The sequence below is a fragment of the Rhizobium sp. N324 genome (assembly GCF_001664485.1).
In the GTDB taxonomy this organism is placed as follows: Bacteria; Pseudomonadota; Alphaproteobacteria; order Rhizobiales; family Rhizobiaceae; genus Rhizobium.
The window spans coordinates 638974-660840 of sequence record NZ_CP013630.1 but is presented as its reverse complement, the minus strand read 5'-3'; the positions used below and the strand labels follow the sequence as shown (position 1 = coordinate 660840).

Genomic DNA, 21867 nt, shown 5'->3' with positions numbered 1-21867 from the left:
GTTGTCTTAGCTCAGCGCCGGTTGGACCGGCGCACCGTCGTCGCTGCCGAACTCCTCATTCTCCAGCGACAGAAAGCGCCGGTGCAGCATGCATGCCGCCCCGAAGGCGGAATCGAACTCCGCATCATCGTCCACGACGATCTCCGGCGTGGGGAAAGCGATATTCTGGCCTTCCGACATATGGACCGCCACGCGGGCAGCCACCATCGGATAGAGCGATGCCACGGAGCCGCCCAGCACGATCCTGTCCGGGTCGAGCAGACGGCAGGCCTGCAGCAATGCATAGGCGAGATGGCGCGACCAGGTTTCGGCGATGTTGACCGCGGCCGGGACACGGTCACGAACGTCGCCAAGAAAGTCCTGCAGATCGGCGTCCTCGCGCCCGACGGCCTCGCGATACTGCCCGATCAGCACCTCGCGACCGATCAGTTGTTCGAGCTTCTGACCGCCGCTTCCCGGCACCAGGGTGTGGCCGATCTCTCCCGCCAAGCCGTGGCCGCCACGAAACAGCTTGCCGTCGATCATGATGCCGCCGCCGACGCCCGTTTCCATCAGCAGGAACAGGGTCACCCCTGCGGCGCCGTGGCGATAGCTGTCGCCGATCGCAAAGGCGTTGGCGTCGTTTTCGACCGCGATCGGGACGGCGGCCGGGAAGGCTGACCGCGCAATTTCCTTCAGCGGCACGTCTCGCCAACCGATGATCGGCGCCAGCGTGACAAATCCATCCGGGCGGACGTGGGACGGCGTCGATAGGCCCAGGCCTCTGCATCGGTCGATCATGCTCTTCGCCATGGCGCCGATGATGAGCTCGATCCCCTGCGCCACGGCCTCCTCCACCGTCGAAGACGGTGTGTCGAACGCCATTTTCCGGCACGCCCGAACGTCGGCGGAGAGATCGACAACGACAGCCGATATATGTTCGACGCCGATCTCGATGCCGACGAAGAAGGCGGCGTCGGGAACCAGTTCGAGCATGATGCCGGGACGGCCGGCACGGGAATGCTCCAGGCGCGGCTTGCCGCTCTCCTCCGACTCCCGAACGAATCCGCCCTCAGTCAGCTCGGCGACGATCTCCCCCGAGGATGAGCGGTTCATGCCGAGCTTGCGGGCGAGATCGGCCCGGCTGAGGCTTCGGTGGGCGTAGATCGTCTGCAGGGCGGCGACGATATTGTTCTGCCGGATCCTGCGCGGCGAACTTCCGATGGAGACGGTGTCGTTCATATGTCAATTCCCTTCAAGCCGCCCACCCTTACACGACTGGAACAGGCTGTCAGAAGGATAATCAGGGCCGCGCGCTTGTGGCACGGCGGCGCTTGGCCTCGTCATATTTCAGCTCGATGTAGCGCCTGGCGTGCGCCGCAAGCAGATCATTATCCTCCCAGGTATCGCGCCAGATCGCGCAGGCGAGCGACAGGCCTTCATCGACGACCGCCGTCGAGAAGCTTTCGAACACGATGTCGCCGGCGTAGCCGATGTCGAGCAGGGCGTCGAAGATCAGATCGAAGTCGATGACGCCGTCGCCGAGATAGCCGCGATTGCTTTCGCCGATGTGGAAGTAACCGATCCTGTCGCCGGCAAGACGGATGGCGGCGGCCGGATTGGCCTCTTCGATATTCATGTGGAACGTATCGAGATGGAGACGAACATGCGCCGATCCCGTCTCGGAGATGAATTTCAGCCCCTGGGCCGTGGTGTTCAGCAGGTTGGTCTCGAACCGGTTGACCACCTCCAGCACGAGATCGACATTCGCGTGCCTGGCGACCTCGCCGGTCGCGGCGATCGCGGCGACGCTGTTGTCCCAGCCCTTCTTCGTCGGCTGACGATTGTACTTGGTGTGCGCGGAATAAAGGATCCCGCCGAGCTTGTTGCCGCCGATATCGCGGACCGCACGAACGGCGTCGGCCAGCGTCTTCCGGCCGGCCGACACCGCGGAGGCATCCTCGCTCGAAACGTCCTTGTCGAGCGGCAGACCCATGGTCACGCCGATCTCCACATCGAGGGATTGCGCCAGCTTTGCCAGCCGGTCGAGATTGAATTTCTCGGGCCGCAGATAGGCAAATTCGATGGTGCGATATCCGTGTTGGGCGGTCTTGTTGAGGGCCATCTCCAGCCCTTCCTGCGTTTGGCCGCCTGTCCATACAAATGAATGGATACCCAATCGACGCATAGGTTTTTCCTCCGCGATATGCCGGTGATTGCGCACAGTGCTATGCCATTTAGTTTGGCAAGACAACAAATAATTTTCGCGATGGCTCTTTGCTGCTTCGCAAAATTCCCTTGCGATGCAGCAATTTATCTCGATTGCTATTGCCGTTGCTTCTTTGCGTGAGATTAGTTCAGCAGAAATCAATGGGATAGGCCGTATATTTGCACGTTTAGACAACAAATATTGCGCTGTCGGTTTTTTTGGCCTACACAAGCACCGGCGAAATGATCTCGCTGCTATCTGGGAGGATTGGAAATGCACTATGCTTTGAAGGCTAGCGCGCTTGCGCTGACGCTCGGCCTCGCCACGACTGCTTCGCCGGCCCGGGCTGATTTCTGGTCTGACGCCGGCGCCAAATACAAGGGCGTGACCCTGCACGGCGTCACCGAAAGCACGCCGCCGTCGAATTACATCAAGAACGTGCTCGCGCCGGAATTCGAAAAGAAGACGGGCATCAAGGTCGAAATCGAGACGACGTCCTGGGATCAGATGTACGACAAGGCGATCAAGGACATGGAAGCCAAGACCGGCATCTATGACATGGTCTATATCGAGCAGGACATCATCTACTCCTATCTCGCCAGGAATTTCCTCGTCGACATCACCAAGACGCTGAAGGACCAGCCGGATCTGAAGGCGCCGACCTATGACGACGCGAACTTCACCAGCTTTGCCGACTACTTCAAGGATGCCAGCGGCGATCTCTTCGGCACGCCGATGGAAGCCTTCCTGAAGACCTATCTCTATCGCAAGGACCTCTTCGACGATCCGAAGATCAAGGAGGCATTCAAGACGGAAACCGGCAAGGACCTGAAGCCGGCGACCACCCACGAAGAATATACGCAGATCGCCGAATTCTTCACCAAGTACGGCAAGGACAACGGCATGGAGCTCTGGGGCACGACCGCTCAGGCCCATACCGGCCATCCGGCGTCCTGGTATGAATTCTTCGAGTCCATCGTGCCGACATTCGGCGTCTACAATTGGGGCATCGACGCCAAGAACAATTATGCGGCGACGGTCGAACACGGCGGTTCGATGAACGGCGACAAGGCGAAGGCCGCGCTGAAATATTGGCTGCACCTGCGCGACATCGCTCCGCCGGAATCGACGCAGTCAACCTGGACGGAAACCGCAACGACCTTCGCCGCGGGCCGCGTCGCCCAAGGGCTGATCTATGGTGAGAACGCCGCGTGGATCGCCAGCGACCCTGCGCAGTCGAAGGTTGTGGGAAAGGTCGGGTTCGCACTGCCGCCGCTGGAGCCGGGCGTGCTGGACGCTGCGAAAGCCGGAAAGGGCTATATCGGCTATTATGACGGCGGCGCCTTCGGCGTGCCGGTCACGTCGAAGAACAAGGAAGCATCGCTGCTGTTTCTCGAATTCATCGGTCAGAACGAGGTGCAGCCCGATTGGGCCATCGCCGCCCCGCGCATCACCAACAAGGCGACGTTCGACGATCCTAAGGTGAAGGAGATGGATACCAAGCTCGGCGGCTTCTACACGATGCTGAAGGACGAGGGCAAACTCTTCGCCGGCGCTCCTCCCTACCCCTTCCATGCGCAGGTGCGTGAAGCCACAGCGCCGATCTTCTACGACATCCTGACCGGCAAGATCGGTCCCGATGAAGGCCTCGACCAGATGGCGGCCAAGGCCGAAGAGGAACTCACCTCGCTCGGCTATCGCAAATAAACATCCTCCCCAACTGACGGGTCGTGTCCTACGACCCGTCATCTTTCGCTCCTGGGTGGAGCGGACGTCGACATCAAGTTCAATGGGGGATAGCGATGCATTCGCAGAAGCTCGGGTGGCTGTTGCTGTCACCGACCATAATAATCCTCGGGCTGTTCGGGATCTTTCCGTTCATCTATGTCCTCTGGGTCTCGTTCCATGCATGGAACCCGTTCGCGGCCAACCCCGGCATGGTCTTCAACTGGGCCGACAACTATCGGCGGCTCGTCTTCGACGCCCAGTTCCTGGCCTCGCTCGGCATAACCCTGGCCTTCGTCTTCTTCGCGGTCGTGTCGGAGCTGGTCCTCGGCTATATCCTCGCCCAGGCGCTGCTGAAGGACTTTCCTGGAAAAGCGCTGTTTCGCACCATCCATACCCTGCCGCTGATCATGGCGCCGATCATCGTCGGCTCCGTCTGGAAGCTGATGACCACACCGTCGATCGGCATCATTCCCTATCTTCTGAGGAACTGGTTCGGCTACGATCTGAATATCGGCCAGAGTGCCGCCGCAGCCTTCACCGTCACTGTCATCATGGACATCTGGCACTGGACGCCGCTCGTCACCCTGTCGCTGATCGCCGCGCTCGTCTCGCTTCCGCCGGATCCGTTCGAGCAGGCGCAAATCGACGGCGCCGGCAAGAGCCAGATCTTCTGGCATATTACGCTTCCCCTGATCCGCCCGGCTCTGCTCGCCACGGTGTTCATCCGGCTGATGGATGCGCTGCGCACCGTCGACGAAGTCCTGATGCTGACCGGCGGCGGCCCGGGTTCATCGACGCGCTACATCGGCGTCCATATCTTCAGGGAAGTGTTCCCCAAGACGAATTACGGCTACGGTTCGGCGATCTCCGTCATCGTCCTCTACCTCACAATCGTCGTCTGCTGGCTGCTCTATGTCGGCCTGATCGCGCCCCGCGTGAAGAGAGGTTGACGCGATGAAGACCCAGAATCCCTGGCTGCCGGTCGTGCTGTGGATCTTGATCAGCCTCGCGACGCTTTTCCCAATCTACTGGCTCTTCGTCATATCGGTGAAACAGCCCTTCGACCTGTTCTCGACGCCCGATGTCGTTCTCCGCAGTTTCTTCTGGAAAAATTACCAGGATGTGCTGACCAATCCGACCTTGCGCGGATACATGCTCAACTCGATGATCATTTCGTCAGGCAACGCGCTGCTCGTCACGACGCTCGGCTTTTTCGCCTGCTACGCGCTGACGCGCTTCGACCTTGCCGGCAAGGAAAGCATCTTCTTCTGGACGATCACCAACCGCATGGCGCCGCCGGCGGTCTTTCTACTGCCGCTTTTCCTGCTTTTGACGCAGGTCTACAAAATCGGCGACTTCTCGCTCGCCGATTCCCGACTGGGCATGATCCTGGTCTACTGTTCCTTCAACCTGCCCTTCGCCATCTGGACGCTGCGCCCGACGGTGGAAGGAATCCCGAAGGAGTTGGACGAAGCGGCCTATATGGATGGCGCCAGCCCATGGACCGTCCTTTACGACATCGTCTTTCCCCTGGCGCGGCCCGGACTTGCGGTGACGCTGATCCTGACCTGGGTATTTGCGTGGAACGAATATCTGCTGGCGGCGACGCTCACCAACTTCAATGCGCGGACCCTGACCACCGGCCTGTCGGAATATGTGACGACCACGGGCACGGCCTGGGGGATCATGGCTGCGATCTCGATGCTGACATTGGTTCCGGCGCTCATCGTCTTTTCGGTGGTGCAGCGTCACATCGTGGCCGGCCTGACCTTCGGTGCGGTGAAAGGGTGAAGCCATGACCTCTCCATCAGGAAACAATGAACGCAAGCCGGGATTTCTGCCGATCGAAACGAACTGGTTCGACCGGCTTTTCATCTCGGTGGTGATCTGGGTCGCGCTCTCGCTGTTCTGGATGCGGTTCATCGAGCCGGTCGGGCTTTCGGTATGGTGCGCGGCCGCAATCTCGGCGGTTCTCGGCGCCTATATCGTCTGGAAGGGATGAGCCGATGGCTTGCGTCAACACACAAGCCGCGCTGGTTTAGGGAGGAACGACATTGGCAAACGTACAGGTTAGCGACGTCACCAAGCGGTATGGCGCGCTTCAGGTCATGCACGGCGTCAGCGTCGACATCGAGGACGGCGAATTCGTCGTGCTGGTCGGCCCCTCCGGCTGCGGCAAATCCACCCTGCTGCGGATGATCGCCGGTCTCGAGACCGTCAGCGGCGGCGACATCCGGATCGGCGGCCGTGTCGTCACCAACGCTCCGCCGAAGGAGCGCGACATTGCGATGGTCTTTCAGAGCTACGCGCTCTATCCCCACAAGACGGTCGCCGAAAACATGGGCTTTCCGCTGAAGATGGCCAGGCGTCCCAAGGCGGAAATTGACGAAAAGGTCGGCAAGGCGGCCGAGATCCTCGACCTGACGCGTTATCTCGACCGCTACCCGAAGCAATTGTCGGGCGGGCAGCGTCAACGCGTGGCGATGGGCCGCGCCATCGTCCGCGATCCGCAGGTCTTCCTGTTCGACGAGCCGCTGTCGAACCTTGACGCCAAACTGCGCGTCACCATGCGCGTTGAAATCAAGGAGCTTCACCAGCGGCTGAAGACCACCACCGTTTACGTCACCCACGACCAGATCGAGGCGATGACGATGGCAAGCAAGATCGTGGTGATGCGCGACGGCAGGGTCGAGCAGATCGGCAAGCCTCTCGATCTTTACGACTTCCCGGTCAACCTCTTCGTCGCCGGCTTCATCGGCAGCCCATCGATGAACTTCCTTCAGGGCCGCATCGCCACCCGCGACGGCACGAAGGTCGTCGTCACCGACCAGGGTGTCGTCCTGCCCCTCGACAAGACGAATGCGGACGATGGACGAGCCGTGACCTACGGCATCCGACCGGAGCATATCACGATCGGCGACGACGGCGTTCCCGTTGAAGTCTCGGTGTTCGAGCCCACCGGTTCGGAGACGTTGATCTTCGGCCGTACGCAAGGTGTGCCGATCGACGCCTTGATCCGCGAGCGTATCGAGGTAGATCCCGGACGGACGGTGTATTTCCACATCGATCCCCGGCGTGCGCACATCTTCGATCGGGAAACGGGCCAGAGACTGTGAGGAGACGAGCAATGGACTTCAAAGGAAAGACGGTCATCGTGACCGGCGCCGGCAAAGGCATCGGACGGGAAATTGCCGTGATGCTCACCGAACGGGGTGCTGATGTCGTCGCCCTGACGCGGAGTGCCGCCGATGTCGCTGTGCTGCGAGAGGAATTCGGCTGCCGCGCCATCGAGGTCGATCTCGCCGACGCCGAGGCGACGCGGGAGGCGGCGATTGCGGCCCTGCCCGCGGATTTCCTCGTCAACTGCGCCGGCACGACCGAATTGCAGCCGTTCCTGGAGACGACAGTTGAAGCATTCGACCGTCTTATTGCGGTCAACACACGTGCGCCGATGATCGTGGCGCAGGAATACGCCCGCTCGCTGATAAAGCAAGGCCGCAACGGCGCCATCGTCAATGTCTCGTCGGTCGCCTCCTTCATCGGCATTCCCGACCACGCCGCCTATTGTGCCTCGAAGGGTGGATTGGACGGCTTGACGCGTGTCATGGCAAAGGAGCTTGGGCCGCACGGCATCCGCGCAAACGGCGTCCACCCGACGGTGACGCTGACGCCGATGGCGGTGAAGGCATGGAGCGATCCCGAAAAGGCGGCGGGAATGAAGCAGCGAATTCCGGTCGGCCGGTTCGCCGAGCCGGAAGACGTCGCCGAGGTCGTGCTTTTCCTGCTCTCCGATCAGGCGGCCATGGTGAACGGGATATCGATGCCGGTGGACGGCGGCTATATGATTGCGTGAGGCCGGCAGGGCGGCGCTCGCGGCGGCGTCGGCTACTGCACCAATCGGCGCAACTGGTCCTGATCGACGAAATGATCGGTTACCCCGGCCTCTTTGTCCGGATGACTGAACACAAGACCGTCGGAATCCTCAAGCTCCAGCGCCTGTTCCGTATTCATGATCCCGAGCGGCTGGCGCTCATACTCGGACTCGAGCGCCGCCTCGACGATGGCTTTCTTCTTCTTGCGCATGTCCATGTCCTCCATTCCTTTAGGAGTAACGGACGGCCGGACTCGCGGTTCCCACCTGGGATTCACGATATGAGACCAGCTGAAACGAACACCCGAGGGCTGACACGCCGCGCGACCGCCAGCGCAACCGTCTGATCCGTTTTGCGAAGTTTATCCGAATCGCGCAGGCAACTTCGGCGGCGCTTCGACGTCGGCATCCTTTGTTAACTTCTCGCCACGCCTTAATGGCTCCAGTCCTTCGAGCAATGTCTCGATGCGCTGGCCGAGCTTCGGCGCCGCTGCCGAACTCGTCACGCCACGAATGAATTGTGGCGCTTTCCCCGATGCCCATAAATGCACGACGTCTTGATGCTGCTCTCGAGGGGCAGCCGGACGGGCTTGCTTCCAACGACTGAGGTAAATGCATGATCTCGAGCAGCCTGCTGGTTATTGGCATGCGAGCGGTCGACGCAATCGGGTTGTCGATCATGCAGGCCGGAGCACTGAAATGAGCGGCACCGGCATGAGCACGTTGTTGAGGATGGTCTTCAGACCGAAGGTGAAGCAGAAAACACGCCATACTCTGGCGTCGCGGGCGTTGCGGCTTGCGGCACTGCGGATCGCGCTGGTCTGCGCCTGTGCCGGCGGCGTGTCCTATTTCATCAATCATTCCGCGCTTGAGCGCTCGTTGCGCTCGCAGCTCTCCTTTTCGACGGAGCAGGCTTTGCAGCGCGAGTCGCTGCCCTTCCGCGAAGTGAAGGACCTCCAAAAGAATTTCCTTGCCGAATTCAGCAGGATCTACGCGATACCGGAAGCCCGGCAATCCTTGGCACGGAGTTTCGATGATATTTTCTATCGCCATGAGGATGGATCCTACACCCAGCGTCCCGGATTGTTTGAAGGCGAGCCTTTGCCCGATGGGCGCAGATTTCCCGACATGTCGGCGACCTACGCGCCCGACGTGACGCCGGATGAGGACGTGAAAACGCGGTTTGCGCTGTCTTACCTGCTCTCTTACCAATTCGGTTCTGCCACCAAGGGCCGCCTCTTCAATTTCTACGGCGTGGTTCCGGAAAAAGGCTTCCCGATCTATCAGGCTGCCGACATCGCCAAGGTTTTCAAATATGAAGGCCCGGATGCGCTGAAGCTCGAGACTTTCGAATTTTTCTCCCGCGGCTTCGGCGGGCCTCAAAACGATACGTTCTTTACGCGCATCTATTGGGATCCCTCCAACAATGCATGGATGACGACGATCGCGACGCCCGATGCGCCTGACGCTTCAGGCAAGCATCGCATCATGGCCTGCGTCGACGTGCTGCTCGCCGATCTGATGAAACGAACCGCAAATCCGACGCTGCCGGGCGCACGCGCGACGATCTTTGCGGCCGATGATCAGGGAACTCTGATCTTCGACAGCAAATATGCCGATGCGATCACGGCCAGCGCTGGCGAAGCCTCGATTTCCTCCTTGGCACTCGCCGACTACCAGCCATTGCTGAAGGCGAGCCGGTCGATCGGAGCGGGTTCGGTGTCGCTCGTCGACAGCGCCAGCGAAATTGCCGCGGTCGGCCGGATTCCGGATACGCCCTGGGTGCTTGCCGTCCACTATCCGAAATCTCTGATGCGGCCCGCCGTCCTCACCAATCTCGGGATCGTCGTCGCGGTCGGGTTGCTCACCCTGTTCGTCGAACTCTTCATCCTCCGTTCGATCTTGCAAAAGCAGGTCGCCGAACCGTTGGTGCGATTGATTCACGCCACGCAGCTGGTCGGCCGCTCCGGCGTTACCGTTGCCAACGACGCCCTGCCCACGCACTCCGACGACGAGATCGGCGAGCTTGCCCGCGATTTTGCGTCGATGGCCGCGCGCGTTCACGCAGCCCATGAGGCGCTTGAGGGCAAGATACGGGATCGAACCTCCGAGCTGGAGCGGCTCAATCAGAAGCTCGTGACGATCAGCCAGACGGACGAGATGACGGGCGTCGCCAATCGCCGTCGCTTCGACGCGGTTCTCGCAAGCGAGCTCGCCGGGCTTGGGCAAGGTCAGGACCTGCTGATGCTTGCCATGGTGGATGCCGACTGGTTCAAAGGTTACAACGACCGATACGGCCATCCGGCGGGAGACGCCTGCCTGAAGGAAATCGCCGGGGTGCTGGAACGCAATACGCGCAGCCAACAGGACCTCGTTGCCCGCTATGGCGGAGAGGAATTCGCCATCATTGCACGGATCGCCTCAGCCAAGAACGCGCCCGCCATCGGACAGGCCCTGTGTTCGGCAATGGCGGTCGTCAAGCTGGCGCATGAAGGATCGCCTTTCGGGCACGTGACGCTCAGCGTCGGCATTGCGCTGGCAGCGCCGAACGAGAATATCTCTCCGGAAGCGCTATTGCTCGAAGCTGATCGCGCGCTCTATCGCGCCAAGCAGGCAGGGCGAAATCAGGCCGTCGTTGCCGAGCCTTCTGCTGACACGCCGATACAGCAGATAGGCGCCTAAAAACTCTAGCTCGGCGAGGCGTCAGGGCCACCGGCGGCTCTTTGAATCAGGCGGGCAACCACTTCAGTGCGGTTCTGCGCCTGCAGCTTGCGCATGATGTGCTGCAGATGCATCTTCACCGTATGCCCCGACAAATTGAGTTTTCCGGCAATGACCTTGTTTGAGCAGCCGGATTGCAACTCCGCGAGGACATCCGCCTCCCGGGGCGTGAAATCGGCAAGCGCCAGGTACTGCGTCCTGTCATCCAAGCTTTTTTCGGCCTCATTTCTGGCCGGGCTATGCTCGTTTGAGCCGTTTGCAGCGGCTCCCAAGAGCTGCGGGAAAAATGTTCCTCCTGCCAGAACGAGCCGAAGACCGGCAAGGGCAATGTCGATTTGAAGTGAAGTCGAGAAAAAGCCGCGGATGCCGATCTTGAGCGCCTGACGCGCTATGATGGCGTCATCCGTAGCTGAGAGCAACGTGATAGGCGCCTCAGGAAAACGTGCAGCAATCGCGGCGAGATCATCACGCAGGCTGGCGCTCTCGACGTCTCTGCCCGCCAGATCCAATGCGATCAGACGTACCTCGGCGCCGAGCGCTCGGTCGAGACTCTCGGTCGAAATCAAATCGATAAAGTTCCACCCGGCGAGTTCCCGCTCCAGAAGCTTCACCACGGTCGTGCGCGCCAGTGTAGAATGCTCAATAATGATCACAGTTGGTGCATTGCGCCGGCGCTTTATTCCAGCACTGTCGGACACTTGCGTGCTCCCCAGAATGTGTGCAACCCAACAGTCACTCATCCTATCCCTGTTCTTGCTACATGTCATGATAAAAAGCGAGTGTATTGTCGATATAAACAGCCGTATCTCTCATGATAATTCTTATAGTCTATAAAATTTCTGCGAGCGACAACTGGCCCCGCAAAACACATTCAAGAGATTGTTCACGATTATATGCCGGTTCGACTTTCTATTAAAGACTTTCCAAACGTCTTCGAGTTTACGCATGGCGAGCAAGTCAACAAAACTTTCAAAGGCGCTGAAAAAACAAACAATATTCTACAGACCTATTAGCAACGACCTGCTGGACAAAAACAGCGGCCGATCGGCTGGGCTTTGTTGCGCAATCTCAACTCAAAGTGGTTGCATATCTCGACAGCAAAACGACAACAGGGAAAAGCAACAAAAGCCTGGGAACACCGCCTACCCGTTATGATTAGTAAAAACTGCGCTCTAAAGACGCAATTCCCTCAAGAAATACCGCGCAGGCGCCGGCGACCTCCTCGAAGTCGCCGACGAGCAGATTGGTTTATGGTGGAATGGTCGGTATTTCAGCGAGACGGCCGCTGGACGCCATGTCGGGCCAAGAGACGAAAGCCGGCGAAGGAAGGGATCAACACGTGGCCTGAAAAGTCGCACGAAGAACGATGTCGTGCAGTTGAGCCCGCGCCATGGAGGTGGGGAGGCTATCTGTTAGCTGTGCATGAAGCTCAGAATGTCGTCTACCAGAGCCGAATGGGCGTCCGTCAGGTTACCCTCCCCGCCGTGGCCCGCGATGCCGGCCAGCTGAAGCGCGTGCTGATCGTAGAGAACATGATCGGTCTGCTGGGCGTCCGCGGTCCCACCGGCGGGAACGGCAATGTTGATGGGATGGAAATAGCCGAAATTGACGTCGACCATGCTGCCGGTCGACGATCCGACGCCGCCACCGCCACCGGCATGATTGCCGGTAAAAATCGTGTCCGACGACAGATTGAAGCCGCCGCCATTGCCGCCGATGCCCGCGATCTGCACCGTGCCCTGATCGAAAATGACATTGTTTGTCTGATGCGCCTCCGCCGAGCCGCCTGCGGCGCCAATGGCGATGTTGATCGGCGAGAAGATGGCAATACTGACGTCGACCATGCTGCCGACGAAATAACCGTCGCCGCCGTGGCCGGCATAAAAATCACCGGTCAATGTCAGCGCAGTTCCCGGGCTCATCGACGAGCCATGGCCCGCGGTGTTATGGTCTCCGCCCGAGCCGCCCATGCCGCCGATCTGGGTTGCGCCCTGCAGGAACATTGCGTTGTTCGATTGCTCGGCGTGAGCCTCCGCGCCGGGGCCCGCAGCCACAGCAGTATTCACTGGGGCAAACAGCGCGACTTCGGTGCTGACCAGCCCACCGTAGAAGACCCCGTTGCCCCCGGTGCCGGCATGACTGCCGCCGTCGCCGCTGCCGATGGCAACATTGCCGCTTCCGCCATTGCCGCCGATCCCCGCCATTTCGGTGGGATGCTGATTGATGAGCGCATTGTTGCCCTGGAAGGCGTCGGCACCCGAATGCGGCCCCGCAATCGCCGCATTGGACGGCATGAAGACGGCCAAGGCATTGCTGCTGATCACGCCTTCGCTGATCCCGTCACCCCCGCTGCCGGCCGAACTATGACTTGGACCGGACGTCACATCCAATGGAAGCCAGGTCGGCACCAGTGCCAGATGCCCCGCGGCCACATTGGAGGCGAGGTGTTGATCTGTGCCCGACTTGGGCTGGTCTTCCAATAAGGGACGAGTTTCCGCCATTACCGTCTCCATTCGCGGTCGACGACCACACGTTCACCGAGTATGGCGCCGTGCAGCCTGAATCGTTCGGGCATTGTGCATCCGAACGTGGGAAAAGCAGAGCCTGCAATTCGTCTACATCCTGTCGGCTAGGTCTATAGCCATTTGGCTGTCACGACAGCAGCGACCGTTGCGTGCGCCTTCGAGCACTAAATCCGCTTTTGGATGAAAGGCCCTGGCGTCGCCTCGACGAGGTGGCAGACGTGATCGTGACCATGCCACCTTGACCCAAATCATCGAGTACCAATCCAAATAACGCTCCATCTTCTCGAAGTATACATCCGAAGGAATGCCGCCGAATATCTAGATAGGCCACAGATTAAATCGCAGGCAATATTCCCCGGCGGTTGTATTGGCTGCGGCGACATGCTGGACGCAGGCCGCAGGGGGACGCCGTCAAACGAACTCAGACGCAACAAAGTAGAAGGAGTGACATCAATGCCTATTCCACAAATATCTGACACGATTCACCTCAATCACCCAGATGCAGGAGACGCGAATGCCGGCAACGGCGGTGATGGCCACAACAATGGAAACATCAACTACAACCCGGTTGCCTATGTAGACCCCGTGCAAACGGTCGACGGGGCATCTACCCATCTGCACAACGGCGATCACGTTTGGCAGACGGCAGGTTGGGACGCCGGCCATGGCGGACCCGGTGGCTTTACCCAGGCCCAGAACGGCTTCCTGGCGGCAATATCGAACAGCGGCGCCGGCGGCGCGGGCGGAGATTCCAACTCCAACGGCAGTCAAGGAAACTCAAGCGGCCATGACACGGCTGCGGTGGCTGCGGCGACGACCGCCACCCAATATACGCAGCTTGTGGCCGATCAGCATGCCACCATCCTCGCAGGCGTCGGCGGCAACGGCGGCAACGGGAACAACGCACTAGGCGGCGATATCTCGTCAGCTCTGGTTCACACCAATCCCGACACGACGACGGTGAACAATTCTCTCGATCACTTCATCAACGCCTTCGGCCATATCGACGTCGACCATCTCGGCTCGTGAAGTCAGGCCCTGAAGGTCGCCGGTTTCGGCCGGCGACCCTCCTCAATTGCCAAACCTGCAAGCAGCCTCCTTTTGTCAGTATCAAGTGCAGCAGCGAGATCTGATAATGACAACGATTTCCATAAAGCCACCGCGACCGCCGACACAGCTCGTTGTTGCGCTTCGGGCTTGTGCCGGGGCCTTCGGGTTGGTCTTCCTTTATAGCTGCGGCTACAATCTCTTTCTTCTCGCCCCTTCCCTCTATCTTCTGCAAATCTATGACAGGGTCATGTCGAGCCGAAGCGCCGACACGCTGGTGATGCTGACGATCATCATCGCCGCCGCCGTGCTGGTCGGGTCCACGCTGGATATTGTGCGCAGGGCAGCTCTTTCGCGCATCGGCAGCTGGCTGGACCATAGGCTCCGGCCCATGGTGCTCACCGCCTCGTTCGAATATGCCGCCCGCGCCGATACGGGAGCCGCCACGGAGTGCTACAGGGACCTGGCTGCATTGCGCCAGTTCCTCGATTCACCGGCCAGCTCGCTGTTTTTTGACGTTCCCTGGGCGCCGGTATTCCTGCTCCTGCTCTTTCTTGTTCATCCGCTGCTTGGGACCATCGGTCTTCTCTGCGCAGTTGCGCTGCTGCTGTCTGCGTTGATGACGGAACTGGCGACACGAGAGCCGCTTGCCCACGCCAATCTTGCCCTTTCGAGGAGTTATGTGCGATTTGCGACCGCGCTGAAAAACCTCGAGGTCATCCGGGCCATGGGCATGCAGGACGGCGCAGCGCTGATCGTCTACCGCGATGCGGAAATGGCAAGAAGGGCCCAGGACATCGCGATGCATCGCACGGAGATCATACTGGGTATCTCCAAATCGATCCGCACACTCGCGCAGATCCTGATGATGGGATCGGCGACATGGCTGGTGCTCGTCAACAGCGGCAGTCCCGGGATCATCTTCGTCTCAAGTCTGCTGCTCGGGCGCGGGCTTGCGCCTATCGAGGGTGCAATAGGGGCATGGCGCTCCTTTGCGTTTGCGCGCAACGCGTTCAATCGCTTGAACGGAATGCTGATAACAGTCGCATCGGAACGCGATGCCGGCATCGTGCCGCTGCCGGAACCCAATGGCCTGCTTCTCGATAATGTCAGCTATATCAAGCCATTCGCCGATCGGCCGATATTGAGTGATATCACCTTGCGCCTGGCACCTGGCGATTGCATAGCGCTCATCGGTCCATCGGGATCGGGGAAATCGACGCTGGGTCGCGTGATGGCAGGCGTTGTGCCGGCAACGAGCGGATATGCGCTTCTCGGTGGGGTCGATATCTCGGCTCTGCGCCGTTGCGGGGGGAGCGGCCACGTCGGATATCTGCCGCAGGACATCGAACTCTTCGGCGGCGCAATCAGGGATGTGATCGGCCGGCTTGATGGAGGAGATCCCGGCAAGGCGATCGACGCCGCAAAGCTGGTTGGATTGCACGAGGCGATCATGCGGCTGCCGCAGGGTTACGATACCGATATCGGCGAAGGCGGGAACCTGCTCCTCCGGGCGCAGCGCCAACAGCTGGGACTGGCAAGGGCGGCCTATGGAAATCCGTCTCTGATCGTTCTCGACGATCCCAATTCGAGCCTGGATTACGACGGCGAACGCATGCTGTTTATGGCCATCGAGCGCATGAGATCGAGGGGGATGACCGTCGTTATCATAACACACCGGATGGGGATCCTGCCGGTCACCAACAAGATCGCCATCATGCGCAACGGGACCGTGGCTGCCTTCGGCGACAGCGAGCGGATTTATGAAACCTATCTTCAACCACCGTCTCGAACAGGAACGTAGGAAGGAGGGACGCTGCCATGACCCTTGTTCCAATGAACGCCACGCCGGCGAGATATTCAAATTCGTCAAGGATGGACCAGCGGTTCGCTCAACGACCGACAGCCAGGCAGCAAACCGCCTATGCGCCGGTGATCGAACAGAAACAGCGCGGACCCGCTCCCCCTTCGCCCATGCCGAGGCTCAGAGGTGTTGTCTGGACGGGGAACCTGTTGATCCTGGTTTTCATCGTCGGCTTGGGAATCTGGTCGGTTCTGGCGCCGCTGAAAAGCGCTGCAATCGCATCGGGCGTTATCGAACCGGAGTTCAGCCGCAAGACCATTCAGCATCTCGAAGGCGGAATCGTGCGACGGATCCTCGTCAGAAACGGCGATGCGGTGATGGCCGGGCAAATCGTGATAGAACTCGACGACACGAAGTTTCGCTCGGAGCGAGACAGCATTCAAGGGCAGCTTTGGGACGCCGAAGGAAGCCGCGCGCGCCTGTCCGCGGAGCAGACGGGCGACGACCATGTCGCCTATCCCGAGGATCTCAGCGCAGCAATCGACAAATATCCTTCGGTCAGCGCGGTTCTGATCGGCCAGCAGAAAATCTTCGAAGCCCGTCGCCGGGTCGTGCAGGCGGAAATTCAGATCGCCGATGAAAAAATCGCCCAGGTGCGGCAGGAAATCGTCGGACTTGGCGCGCAGAAGGCTTCATTGGCCGACAGAGCCGCAATTTCGGCCCAGGAACTGGAGCAGGTGACGGCCCTCAACGCCAAAGGACTGGAAACAAGGAGCAGGCTTCTCAACCTCCAGCGGGAGAAAGCAGACATTGATGGCCAGCAGGGTCAAGTCGCGGCACAGATCTCTCGCGCCTACCAGGTGATCAGCGAGACGCAGGCCGATCTCGCAAAGATCGAGAGCGACCGGCTGAGCGAAGTCGCCCAGGGCATGCGGGCCGCGGAAAGCCAGATCATGCAATTGCGCGAGCGCTTGCGGGCGATCGACGATCAGCTTTCAAGGACCGATATCCGGGCGCCCGAAGACGGAACAATCATGAACCTGCGCATCCACACGTCAGGCGGGGTGATCGGCGCGGGTGAACCGCTCGTCGATCTTCTGCCACGCGCCGATCGCCTGATCGTGTCTGCCCATGTCAGACCCGAGGACATCAATCTCGTTCATGCGGGGCTGGAGGCACAGGTTCACCTCCTTCCCTACAATCAGCGGCGCGTTCCACTGCTGAAAGGCCGAGTCGAGTATGTATCAGCCGATCGTCTCACCGACACTCAGAGCGGCCAGCCCTATTTTGCCGCGACGATCCGCGTAACCGATGAGCGGCTGGCGAAGATGAAGGATGTCGAACTGGTCGCGGGCATGCCCGTGCAGACACTGATCGAAACAGGCAAAAGCAGCGTCGCACTCTATGCCGTCAGACCACTGCTCGACAGTTTCAACAGAGCATTTCGTGAGGATTGATGCGGTGATGGGCAAGCGAAAGTTCGACGACGACCAGATTACGGGCATTCTGAAGGAGCACCAGGCGGGGGTGACGGTGGCAGATGTTTGCCACAGATACGGCATCAGCGAGCCGACCTTCTATCGGTGGCAATCGCTGCAGTTTGGAAATCTCGGCCTCCATGCCAGAAGGGTGCGAGCCCTGGAGGAGGAGAACCAGAAGCTCAAAAAGCTCTTGGCCGAATCCATGCTCTCGGCGGCAACGCTGAGCGAGATGCTGGCGAAGACATCGAAAGGGCGAAACTAACGCCTGAACAGCGGTTCGTTGGCCGCCTCCCGACCCTATCAGGGGCGCGGCATGATATTGTTGGACGAGGGCGCCTCCCCCAATGGGGACAACGAGATGCTGTTCGAAAAGCAGCCGGCTCGATCACAAGGTGGCCGCTGTGGATCAGAACCTATGGGCCATTCCGAAATAGGCGTCTGGGGTCAGGGTTCCTGACCATCCCGAACGGCAGCACATTATCATTTTCAAACTGAGCGGCCGGCGCGGGTCGTCCAATGTAATATCCCTGCAGCTGGTTGATTCCGTACTGCTGCATCAGTCGCTGATGTTCGATAGTCTCGACGCCTTCAATGAGGATCCTCACGCCGCGATTGCGCAGCAGGCTGATGATGTCGAGCAACATCCTCTTGCCTCTCTCCGTGCTGCAGTCATGGAGGAAGGAGCGATCGATCTTGATGGTGTCAAATTCTATGAGGCGAAGCCAGGAGAGCCCCGCGAACCCTGTGCCAAAATCGTCGAGCCAGACTTGAGCGCCCAGCTTTCTCAGATCGCCGATGCAGCGCACCACGTCCTGGTCGATTTCCAGCTCCATTCCTTCGGTAATTTCGAAAGCAAGCCGGGCGCCCGTCACGCCGAATTCTGCGAGTGTCGCTGCGACATAGCTGGCGAAACCTGGCATCTTCAGTTCGATCGGCGAAACGTTGACGCTGGCGACTTGCACCAGGTCGGTTGCCAGCAGGTCTCGGCAAACCGTGCGAATTGCCCATCGGCCCAGTTCAATGATCGACCCGGTTCTTTCCGCAACTGGTATAAATATGGCAGGCGCGACAGGCGTCCCGTCCAACATCCGCAAACGCATCAGAGCTTCGACAGCGTCAGTCGTGCCTGTCTGGACGTTACGGATCGGCTGATAGACGAGCGAGACAAGGCCGTGTTCAAGCGCGATCTTCAGGGTCGTGGCTATATCCTCGCTGTCATCGCTGCAATGCGGATCATCAGCATCGAAGACCACGAGGCTGTCACGACCCGTCGCCTTGGCGGCATAAAGCGCACGATCGGCTTCGTGAATGACCTTGTCGACCTGCTTGGTCTGGTCGCGCGTATAGGACAGGCCGACACTCACGGTGATGACGGTGGTCCCGTCTCGTCTGTGCTCGTGGGGCCAAGCCAATGCGCGGACGGCAGCACACATTGCTTCTGCGAGTTCGGTCGCTGTTTCTAAACTGGGCATTGGTGTGACGACCAGGAATTCCTCACCTCCGTATCGTCCGATGATCGAGCCCCAGGAGGAGGCCACGTTTTGGAGAAGCTGGGAGACAGCCACGAGGCACCGGTCGCCTTCCTGGTGACCGTAACAGTCGTTGTAGCGTTTGAAATAATCCACATCGATCAGCAGGACGGCAAAGGGCGTCCTCTGATCCTGCCAGCGTTGCCAATGATCACGCAGGCGTTGATCGATTGCCCGGCGATTTTCCAGGCCGGTCAACGCGTCGGTGTTCGAGAGGTGCAAAAGAGCCTTGCCCCGCTCGTCGGCAGCAGCTTGCTGACGACGAGCTTCAAGAGCATTGAGGAACACCTTGTAGCGCTCTCTATTGAGCTGAAGGTTCACGTAAGAGGTAAAAATAAAGCAGGAAATGCAGAACGCGCCGAGGATCAGCTTGTGCAGAATCAACATCGGCACGAACAGATAGAGGGCGCCGATGAAGATAAGCACGTTCGTTGCGGAAGCGGCAAGAGCAACCGGAAAACGGAAACTGAAGAACAGGTTGACGCTCATCATGAAGATCGCGCCAAAAACCATGTAATATGAGAATGCGTCCCTGACCGTGGTCATCTGGCCGGTCAGAAGCCAGACAAGATAGGCTGCCAGCACGGACACCGCCGCGGCCATGTCCACCGTATCGGCCTTTGCCTTGCAGTAAAGTAAGAGTTCCAGAATGCAGAGCGCACCGGCGCCAACCGCCAATCGGCCGGCGATCGTGTACTGGACGACATCGCCGATAAAGAGATAGTCGGTGACAGAGTAGGCAAGGTAAGCTGCGACCGCGATCCAGAGGCCCTTGCGCGTAGCGCTCGTTCGGCTGCTCTCGCTCTCCTGCTTATAAAGACCACGCAACTGTTCTGGCGACAGTGTCGGCCGCGCGGCGGCGACTGCGGTCTCGGCTAACACGTGCATCATGCCCCTGCCACCCAACATCCTTGCAGCAGTTGCCCGACGCAAACCGCTAGCTGAAGTTGGATAGCCCTACGCAGACCCCTCATCAACCGATAACGCTCGAACGATGCCAAAGCGGGCGGAGTATCTCTTGGGTTCACTAATATTTTCTAAAGCTAAGACGTGCACCAGGGACACTTTCTCCAACTTTAACGCTTGACCTTCATGAGAATGCTGAAGATTTTATGCAATGTTTTAAATCTCTATTCACCGATGAGGTTTCCGTGGCGCAGCCCCTCTTTTCTCTCGATGGCCAAAGCTTGATTACACCGCAATCCGTCAGCAACAGGTTCCCCTCACCTAACAAAGACAATGAAACAGAACGCCTCAGAATTGCGGAGGCTGAGTTTGCAATTGTCATCAACATTGCAATGCAGCGGTTCGCCGCGGGCAAAGACCTGCCGGACGCAGTCAGGTGGTTGATTGGCCAGCTCCATGACATCCGGCATAAATACGGCGCGGCTGTATGGCAGAAGCTCATCCCGCTTATTCAGGCCCATCCCTCGGCAAAGATTCTGCAGCAGTGCCCGTTCACGCGTTGGTCGTTTGAAAAACCTCGCGGCTATTCCGGCGATGCCAGTCTTATAGACTTTATCTATGGGCACCCGGCGGTGGCCGAAGAAGTGGCCAAGTCCACCCTGCACGGTCTGAATATCTTCGAATACACGATAAACGCTCCCGGCCCGGTCGCCGTCAGGGAACGTCGCGACACCCTGACCCGCTACGTTGATGAGACCGCTGCGCGAACGGGTTCGGGTACGGAGATCCTCGCCATCGCCGCCGGTCACCTTCGCGAAGCGGAGGCATCCAAAGCACTTGCGGAAGGCCGCCTCAAACGCTGGGTTGCCCTTGATCAGGACCCCGAAAGTATCGGCTCGATCTCACGCCAATTCCAGGGAACGTCCGTCGAGCCGATCAACGGATCCGTGCGCGGTCTACTGGCGCGAAAGCACCAGATCGGCACCTTCGATCTGATCTACGCCGCAGGGCTGTACGATTACCTCACCGATAAGGTCGCAATCCGACTGACGCAGATTTCCATGGAAATGCTGAAGCCCGGTGGCGTCTTTCTATTTGCCAACTTCTCCGACGAAATGGCCGATGACGGATACATGGAATCCTATATGAACTGGGAGCTCCTCCAGCGTTCCGAGGCCAACATGCGGCATATTGCCAATAGCGCGACGGAAAACCCGGTCGATAACACGGTCTGGTTCGGTGCCAACCGCAACATCATTTACAGCGCCATCAGGAAGCTGTCGTAAGCCTCGACGAGCCGGGCCATTCGCAAAAGTCCGGCAACGTCACCGCTTGCACCGCCCCCGTGTTACGAGCTGGCCCACAACGAGCCTCAGAAAGGGGATAGGACGCATTGGGAATGCGCGATATTTTCTGAAAGTATTGGCTTGTCTTAATGGTGCCCAGGACCGGAATCGAACCAGTGACACGCGGATTTTCAATCCGCTGCTCTACCAACTGAGCTACCTGGGCAACCTGCTTCCGATGGATCTTTTTAGGAAAAGAACCGCGGAGCCTTGGTGCGCCCCGGAAGCGAGCGGGGTTATAGCATCTTGTTCGCTCATGGCAAGCGGTCAAACGACACTTTTTTGACGGCCTTGCGCGTTTTGCGGATTCATGAGGAAAAATAACAGCTTCGCTGGGCGACTTCTCTAAAGCGCGTCGCGATCTTTCAGATTCGCTCCTTGCGCTTTAGTTCTTTGTTTTACGCATGTCGTTACGGCAAAAGCGCTTCGCGCTTTGACTGGGAAAACCGCTGCACAGTTTTGCGCGACACGCTTTAGTTTTCCTCATCCGGATATTCGGCCTTCGTCTCGTCGTCGGCAACGGGAATCGCGTAGGCGCCGGTCAGCCAGCGGGAGAGATCGACCTCGCGGCAGCGGTTGGAGCAGAAGGGGTAATGTTCGCGATGTGAGGGTTTGCCGCATTCAGGGCAAGGGCGCGCCTTACGCAGCGGCTCGACCTTGGCGGCGGCTTTGTTGTCTTCGGGCATGATCGGTCCGTCCTAATTCAGGAATCGGCCTTCGG

The 21867-nt window shown here is 59.3% G+C and carries 19 protein-coding genes and 1 tRNA gene; 12 read left to right on the top strand and 8 right to left on the bottom strand.

The genetic code is table 11. From position 1 onward, the window contains the following. Nucleotides 1–6 precede the first annotated feature (6 nt). Nucleotides 7–1221, bottom strand: coding sequence for an ROK family transcriptional regulator (locus AMK05_RS03210; protein ID WP_064836463.1), 1215 nt, complete (start codon nt 1219–1221; stop codon nt 7–9). A gap of 61 nt (nt 1222–1282) precedes the next feature. After that, nucleotides 1283–2167, bottom strand: coding sequence for a sugar phosphate isomerase/epimerase family protein (locus AMK05_RS03205; RefSeq protein ID WP_064836461.1), 885 nt, complete (start codon nt 2165–2167; stop codon nt 1283–1285). A gap of 294 nt (nt 2168–2461) precedes the next feature. Here AMK05_RS03205 and AMK05_RS03200 point away from each other — a divergent pair, with 294 nt between their 5' ends. The 6 genes from AMK05_RS03200 to AMK05_RS03175 all read left to right on the top strand — a co-directional run bounded on the left by AMK05_RS03200 (nt 2462) and on the right by AMK05_RS03175 (nt 7769). Beyond that, complete coding sequence (locus tag AMK05_RS03200; protein ID WP_064836459.1) at nt 2462–3895, top strand: extracellular solute-binding protein; 1434 nt, start codon at nt 2462–2464, stop codon at nt 3893–3895. Nucleotides 3896–3990: 95 nt separating this feature from the next. Beyond that, nucleotides 3991–4866, top strand: a complete 876-nt coding sequence (locus tag AMK05_RS03195) for a carbohydrate ABC transporter permease (RefSeq protein WP_064836457.1) — start codon at nt 3991–3993, stop codon at nt 4864–4866. A 4-nt stretch (nt 4867–4870) separates the two neighbouring features. Then, nucleotides 4871–5707: a carbohydrate ABC transporter permease gene (locus AMK05_RS03190; protein WP_064836455.1), complete on the top strand. Its 837-nt coding sequence runs from the start codon at nt 4871–4873 to the stop codon at nt 5705–5707. Between the two features lie 4 nt (nt 5708–5711). Further along, on the top strand, nt 5712–5918 hold the full coding sequence (locus AMK05_RS03185; protein WP_064836453.1) for a DUF2160 family membrane protein: 207 nt from the start codon (nt 5712–5714) through the stop codon (nt 5916–5918). Nucleotides 5919–5970: 52 nt separating this feature from the next. Beyond that, nucleotides 5971–7032: an ABC transporter ATP-binding protein gene (locus tag AMK05_RS03180; protein ID WP_064836451.1), complete on the top strand. Its 1062-nt coding sequence runs from the start codon at nt 5971–5973 to the stop codon at nt 7030–7032. A gap of 11 nt (nt 7033–7043) precedes the next feature. After that, nucleotides 7044–7769, top strand: coding sequence for an SDR family oxidoreductase (locus AMK05_RS03175; RefSeq protein WP_064836449.1), 726 nt, complete (start codon nt 7044–7046; stop codon nt 7767–7769). A 32-nt stretch (nt 7770–7801) separates the two neighbouring features. Here AMK05_RS03175 and AMK05_RS03170 read toward each other — a convergent pair whose 3' ends face one another. Then, nucleotides 7802–8005 (bottom strand): hypothetical protein, encoded by a 204-nt coding sequence (locus AMK05_RS03170; RefSeq protein WP_064836447.1) that lies wholly within the window; start codon nt 8003–8005, stop codon nt 7802–7804. A gap of 481 nt (nt 8006–8486) precedes the next feature. On the opposite strand from AMK05_RS03170, the gene AMK05_RS03165 reads away from it, so the two are divergent. Then, nucleotides 8487–10469, top strand: a complete 1983-nt coding sequence (locus AMK05_RS03165) for a diguanylate cyclase (RefSeq protein WP_064836445.1) — start codon at nt 8487–8489, stop codon at nt 10467–10469. Nucleotides 10470–10474: 5 nt separating this feature from the next. Here the strand turns inward: AMK05_RS03165 and AMK05_RS03160 are convergent, their stop codons facing one another. Beyond that, nucleotides 10475–11248: a helix-turn-helix transcriptional regulator gene (locus tag AMK05_RS03160; protein WP_064836443.1), complete on the bottom strand. Its 774-nt coding sequence runs from the start codon at nt 11246–11248 to the stop codon at nt 10475–10477. Between the two features lie 672 nt (nt 11249–11920). Continuing rightward, nucleotides 11921–13009 carry a hypothetical protein gene (locus AMK05_RS03155; protein WP_064836441.1) on the bottom strand — a complete coding sequence of 363 codons (1089 nt, stop codon included), beginning with the start codon at nt 13007–13009 and terminating at the stop codon, nt 11921–11923. A gap of 477 nt (nt 13010–13486) precedes the next feature. On the opposite strand from AMK05_RS03155, the gene AMK05_RS03150 reads away from it, so the two are divergent. The 4 genes from AMK05_RS03150 (at nt 13487) to AMK05_RS03135 (ending at nt 17627) form a co-directional block, all read left to right on the top strand. Further along, the gene (locus AMK05_RS03150; RefSeq protein WP_064836439.1) at nt 13487–14062 is read left to right on the top strand and encodes a hypothetical protein; all 576 of its coding nucleotides are present in this window, start codon (nt 13487–13489) and stop codon (nt 14060–14062) included. A 106-nt stretch (nt 14063–14168) separates the two neighbouring features. Then, nucleotides 14169–15884, top strand: a complete 1716-nt coding sequence (locus AMK05_RS03145; protein WP_064836437.1) for a type I secretion system permease/ATPase — start codon at nt 14169–14171, stop codon at nt 15882–15884. 17 nt (nt 15885–15901) lie between these two features. Continuing rightward, nucleotides 15902–17341 carry an HlyD family type I secretion periplasmic adaptor subunit gene (locus tag AMK05_RS03140; RefSeq protein ID WP_064836435.1) on the top strand — a complete coding sequence of 480 codons (1440 nt, stop codon included), beginning with the start codon at nt 15902–15904 and terminating at the stop codon, nt 17339–17341. Between the two features lie 7 nt (nt 17342–17348). Then, entirely contained in the window at nt 17349–17627 is a 279-nt protein-coding gene (locus tag AMK05_RS03135) for a transposase (protein ID WP_064836433.1), read from the top strand. 151 nt (nt 17628–17778) lie between these two features. Here the strand turns inward: AMK05_RS03135 and AMK05_RS03130 are convergent, their stop codons facing one another. Next, nucleotides 17779–19785 carry a bifunctional diguanylate cyclase/phosphodiesterase gene (locus AMK05_RS03130; RefSeq protein WP_082935614.1) on the bottom strand — a complete coding sequence of 669 codons (2007 nt, stop codon included), beginning with the start codon at nt 19783–19785 and terminating at the stop codon, nt 17779–17781. Between the two features lie 260 nt (nt 19786–20045). Between AMK05_RS03130 and AMK05_RS03125 the strand changes: the two genes are divergently transcribed. Continuing rightward, complete coding sequence (locus AMK05_RS03125) at nt 20046–21086, top strand: class I SAM-dependent methyltransferase (protein WP_082935707.1); 1041 nt, start codon at nt 20046–20048, stop codon at nt 21084–21086. Between the two features lie 150 nt (nt 21087–21236). Here AMK05_RS03125 and AMK05_RS03120 read toward each other — a convergent pair. Together AMK05_RS03120 and yacG are read right to left on the bottom strand one after the other, a co-directional pair. Next, nucleotides 21237–21312: transfer RNA gene (locus AMK05_RS03120), tRNA-Phe, on the bottom strand. 307 nt (nt 21313–21619) lie between these two features. Further along, complete coding sequence (yacG, locus tag AMK05_RS03115; protein ID WP_003588672.1) at nt 21620–21832, bottom strand: DNA gyrase inhibitor YacG; 213 nt, start codon at nt 21830–21832, stop codon at nt 21620–21622. Nucleotides 21833–21867: the final 35 nt, after the last annotated feature.

What these genes read in the sequence shown, in the direction of transcription:
- AMK05_RS03210 (WP_064836463.1), bottom strand. Translation starts at nt 1,221, where the DNA reads ATGAACGACACCGTCTCCATCGGAAGTTCGCCGCGCAGGATCCGGCAG.
- AMK05_RS03205 (WP_064836461.1), bottom strand. Translation starts at nt 2,167, where the DNA reads ATGCGTCGATTGGGTATCCATTCATTTGTATGGACAGGCGGCCAAACG.
- AMK05_RS03200 (WP_064836459.1), top strand. Translation starts at nt 2,462, where the DNA reads ATGCACTATGCTTTGAAGGCTAGCGCGCTTGCGCTGACGCTCGGCCTC.
- AMK05_RS03195 (WP_064836457.1), top strand. Translation starts at nt 3,991, where the DNA reads ATGCATTCGCAGAAGCTCGGGTGGCTGTTGCTGTCACCGACCATAATA.
- AMK05_RS03190 (WP_064836455.1), top strand. Translation starts at nt 4,871, where the DNA reads ATGAAGACCCAGAATCCCTGGCTGCCGGTCGTGCTGTGGATCTTGATC.
- AMK05_RS03185 (WP_064836453.1), top strand. Translation starts at nt 5,712, where the DNA reads ATGACCTCTCCATCAGGAAACAATGAACGCAAGCCGGGATTTCTGCCG.
- AMK05_RS03175 (WP_064836449.1), top strand. Translation starts at nt 7,044, where the DNA reads ATGGACTTCAAAGGAAAGACGGTCATCGTGACCGGCGCCGGCAAAGGC.
- AMK05_RS03170 (WP_064836447.1), bottom strand. Translation starts at nt 8,005, where the DNA reads ATGGACATGCGCAAGAAGAAGAAAGCCATCGTCGAGGCGGCGCTCGAG.
- AMK05_RS03165 (WP_064836445.1), top strand. Translation starts at nt 8,487, where the DNA reads ATGAGCGGCACCGGCATGAGCACGTTGTTGAGGATGGTCTTCAGACCG.
- AMK05_RS03160 (WP_064836443.1), bottom strand. Translation starts at nt 11,248, where the DNA reads ATGAGTGACTGTTGGGTTGCACACATTCTGGGGAGCACGCAAGTGTCC.
- AMK05_RS03155 (WP_064836441.1), bottom strand. Translation starts at nt 13,009, where the DNA reads ATGGCGGAAACTCGTCCCTTATTGGAAGACCAGCCCAAGTCGGGCACA.
- AMK05_RS03150 (WP_064836439.1), top strand. Translation starts at nt 13,487, where the DNA reads ATGCCTATTCCACAAATATCTGACACGATTCACCTCAATCACCCAGAT.
- AMK05_RS03145 (WP_064836437.1), top strand. Translation starts at nt 14,169, where the DNA reads ATGACAACGATTTCCATAAAGCCACCGCGACCGCCGACACAGCTCGTT.
- AMK05_RS03140 (WP_064836435.1), top strand. Translation starts at nt 15,902, where the DNA reads ATGACCCTTGTTCCAATGAACGCCACGCCGGCGAGATATTCAAATTCG.
- AMK05_RS03135 (WP_064836433.1), top strand. Translation starts at nt 17,349, where the DNA reads ATGGGCAAGCGAAAGTTCGACGACGACCAGATTACGGGCATTCTGAAG.
- AMK05_RS03130 (WP_082935614.1), bottom strand. Translation starts at nt 19,785, where the DNA reads ATGATGCACGTGTTAGCCGAGACCGCAGTCGCCGCCGCGCGGCCGACA.
- yacG (WP_003588672.1), bottom strand. Translation starts at nt 21,832, where the DNA reads ATGCCCGAAGACAACAAAGCCGCCGCCAAGGTCGAGCCGCTGCGTAAG.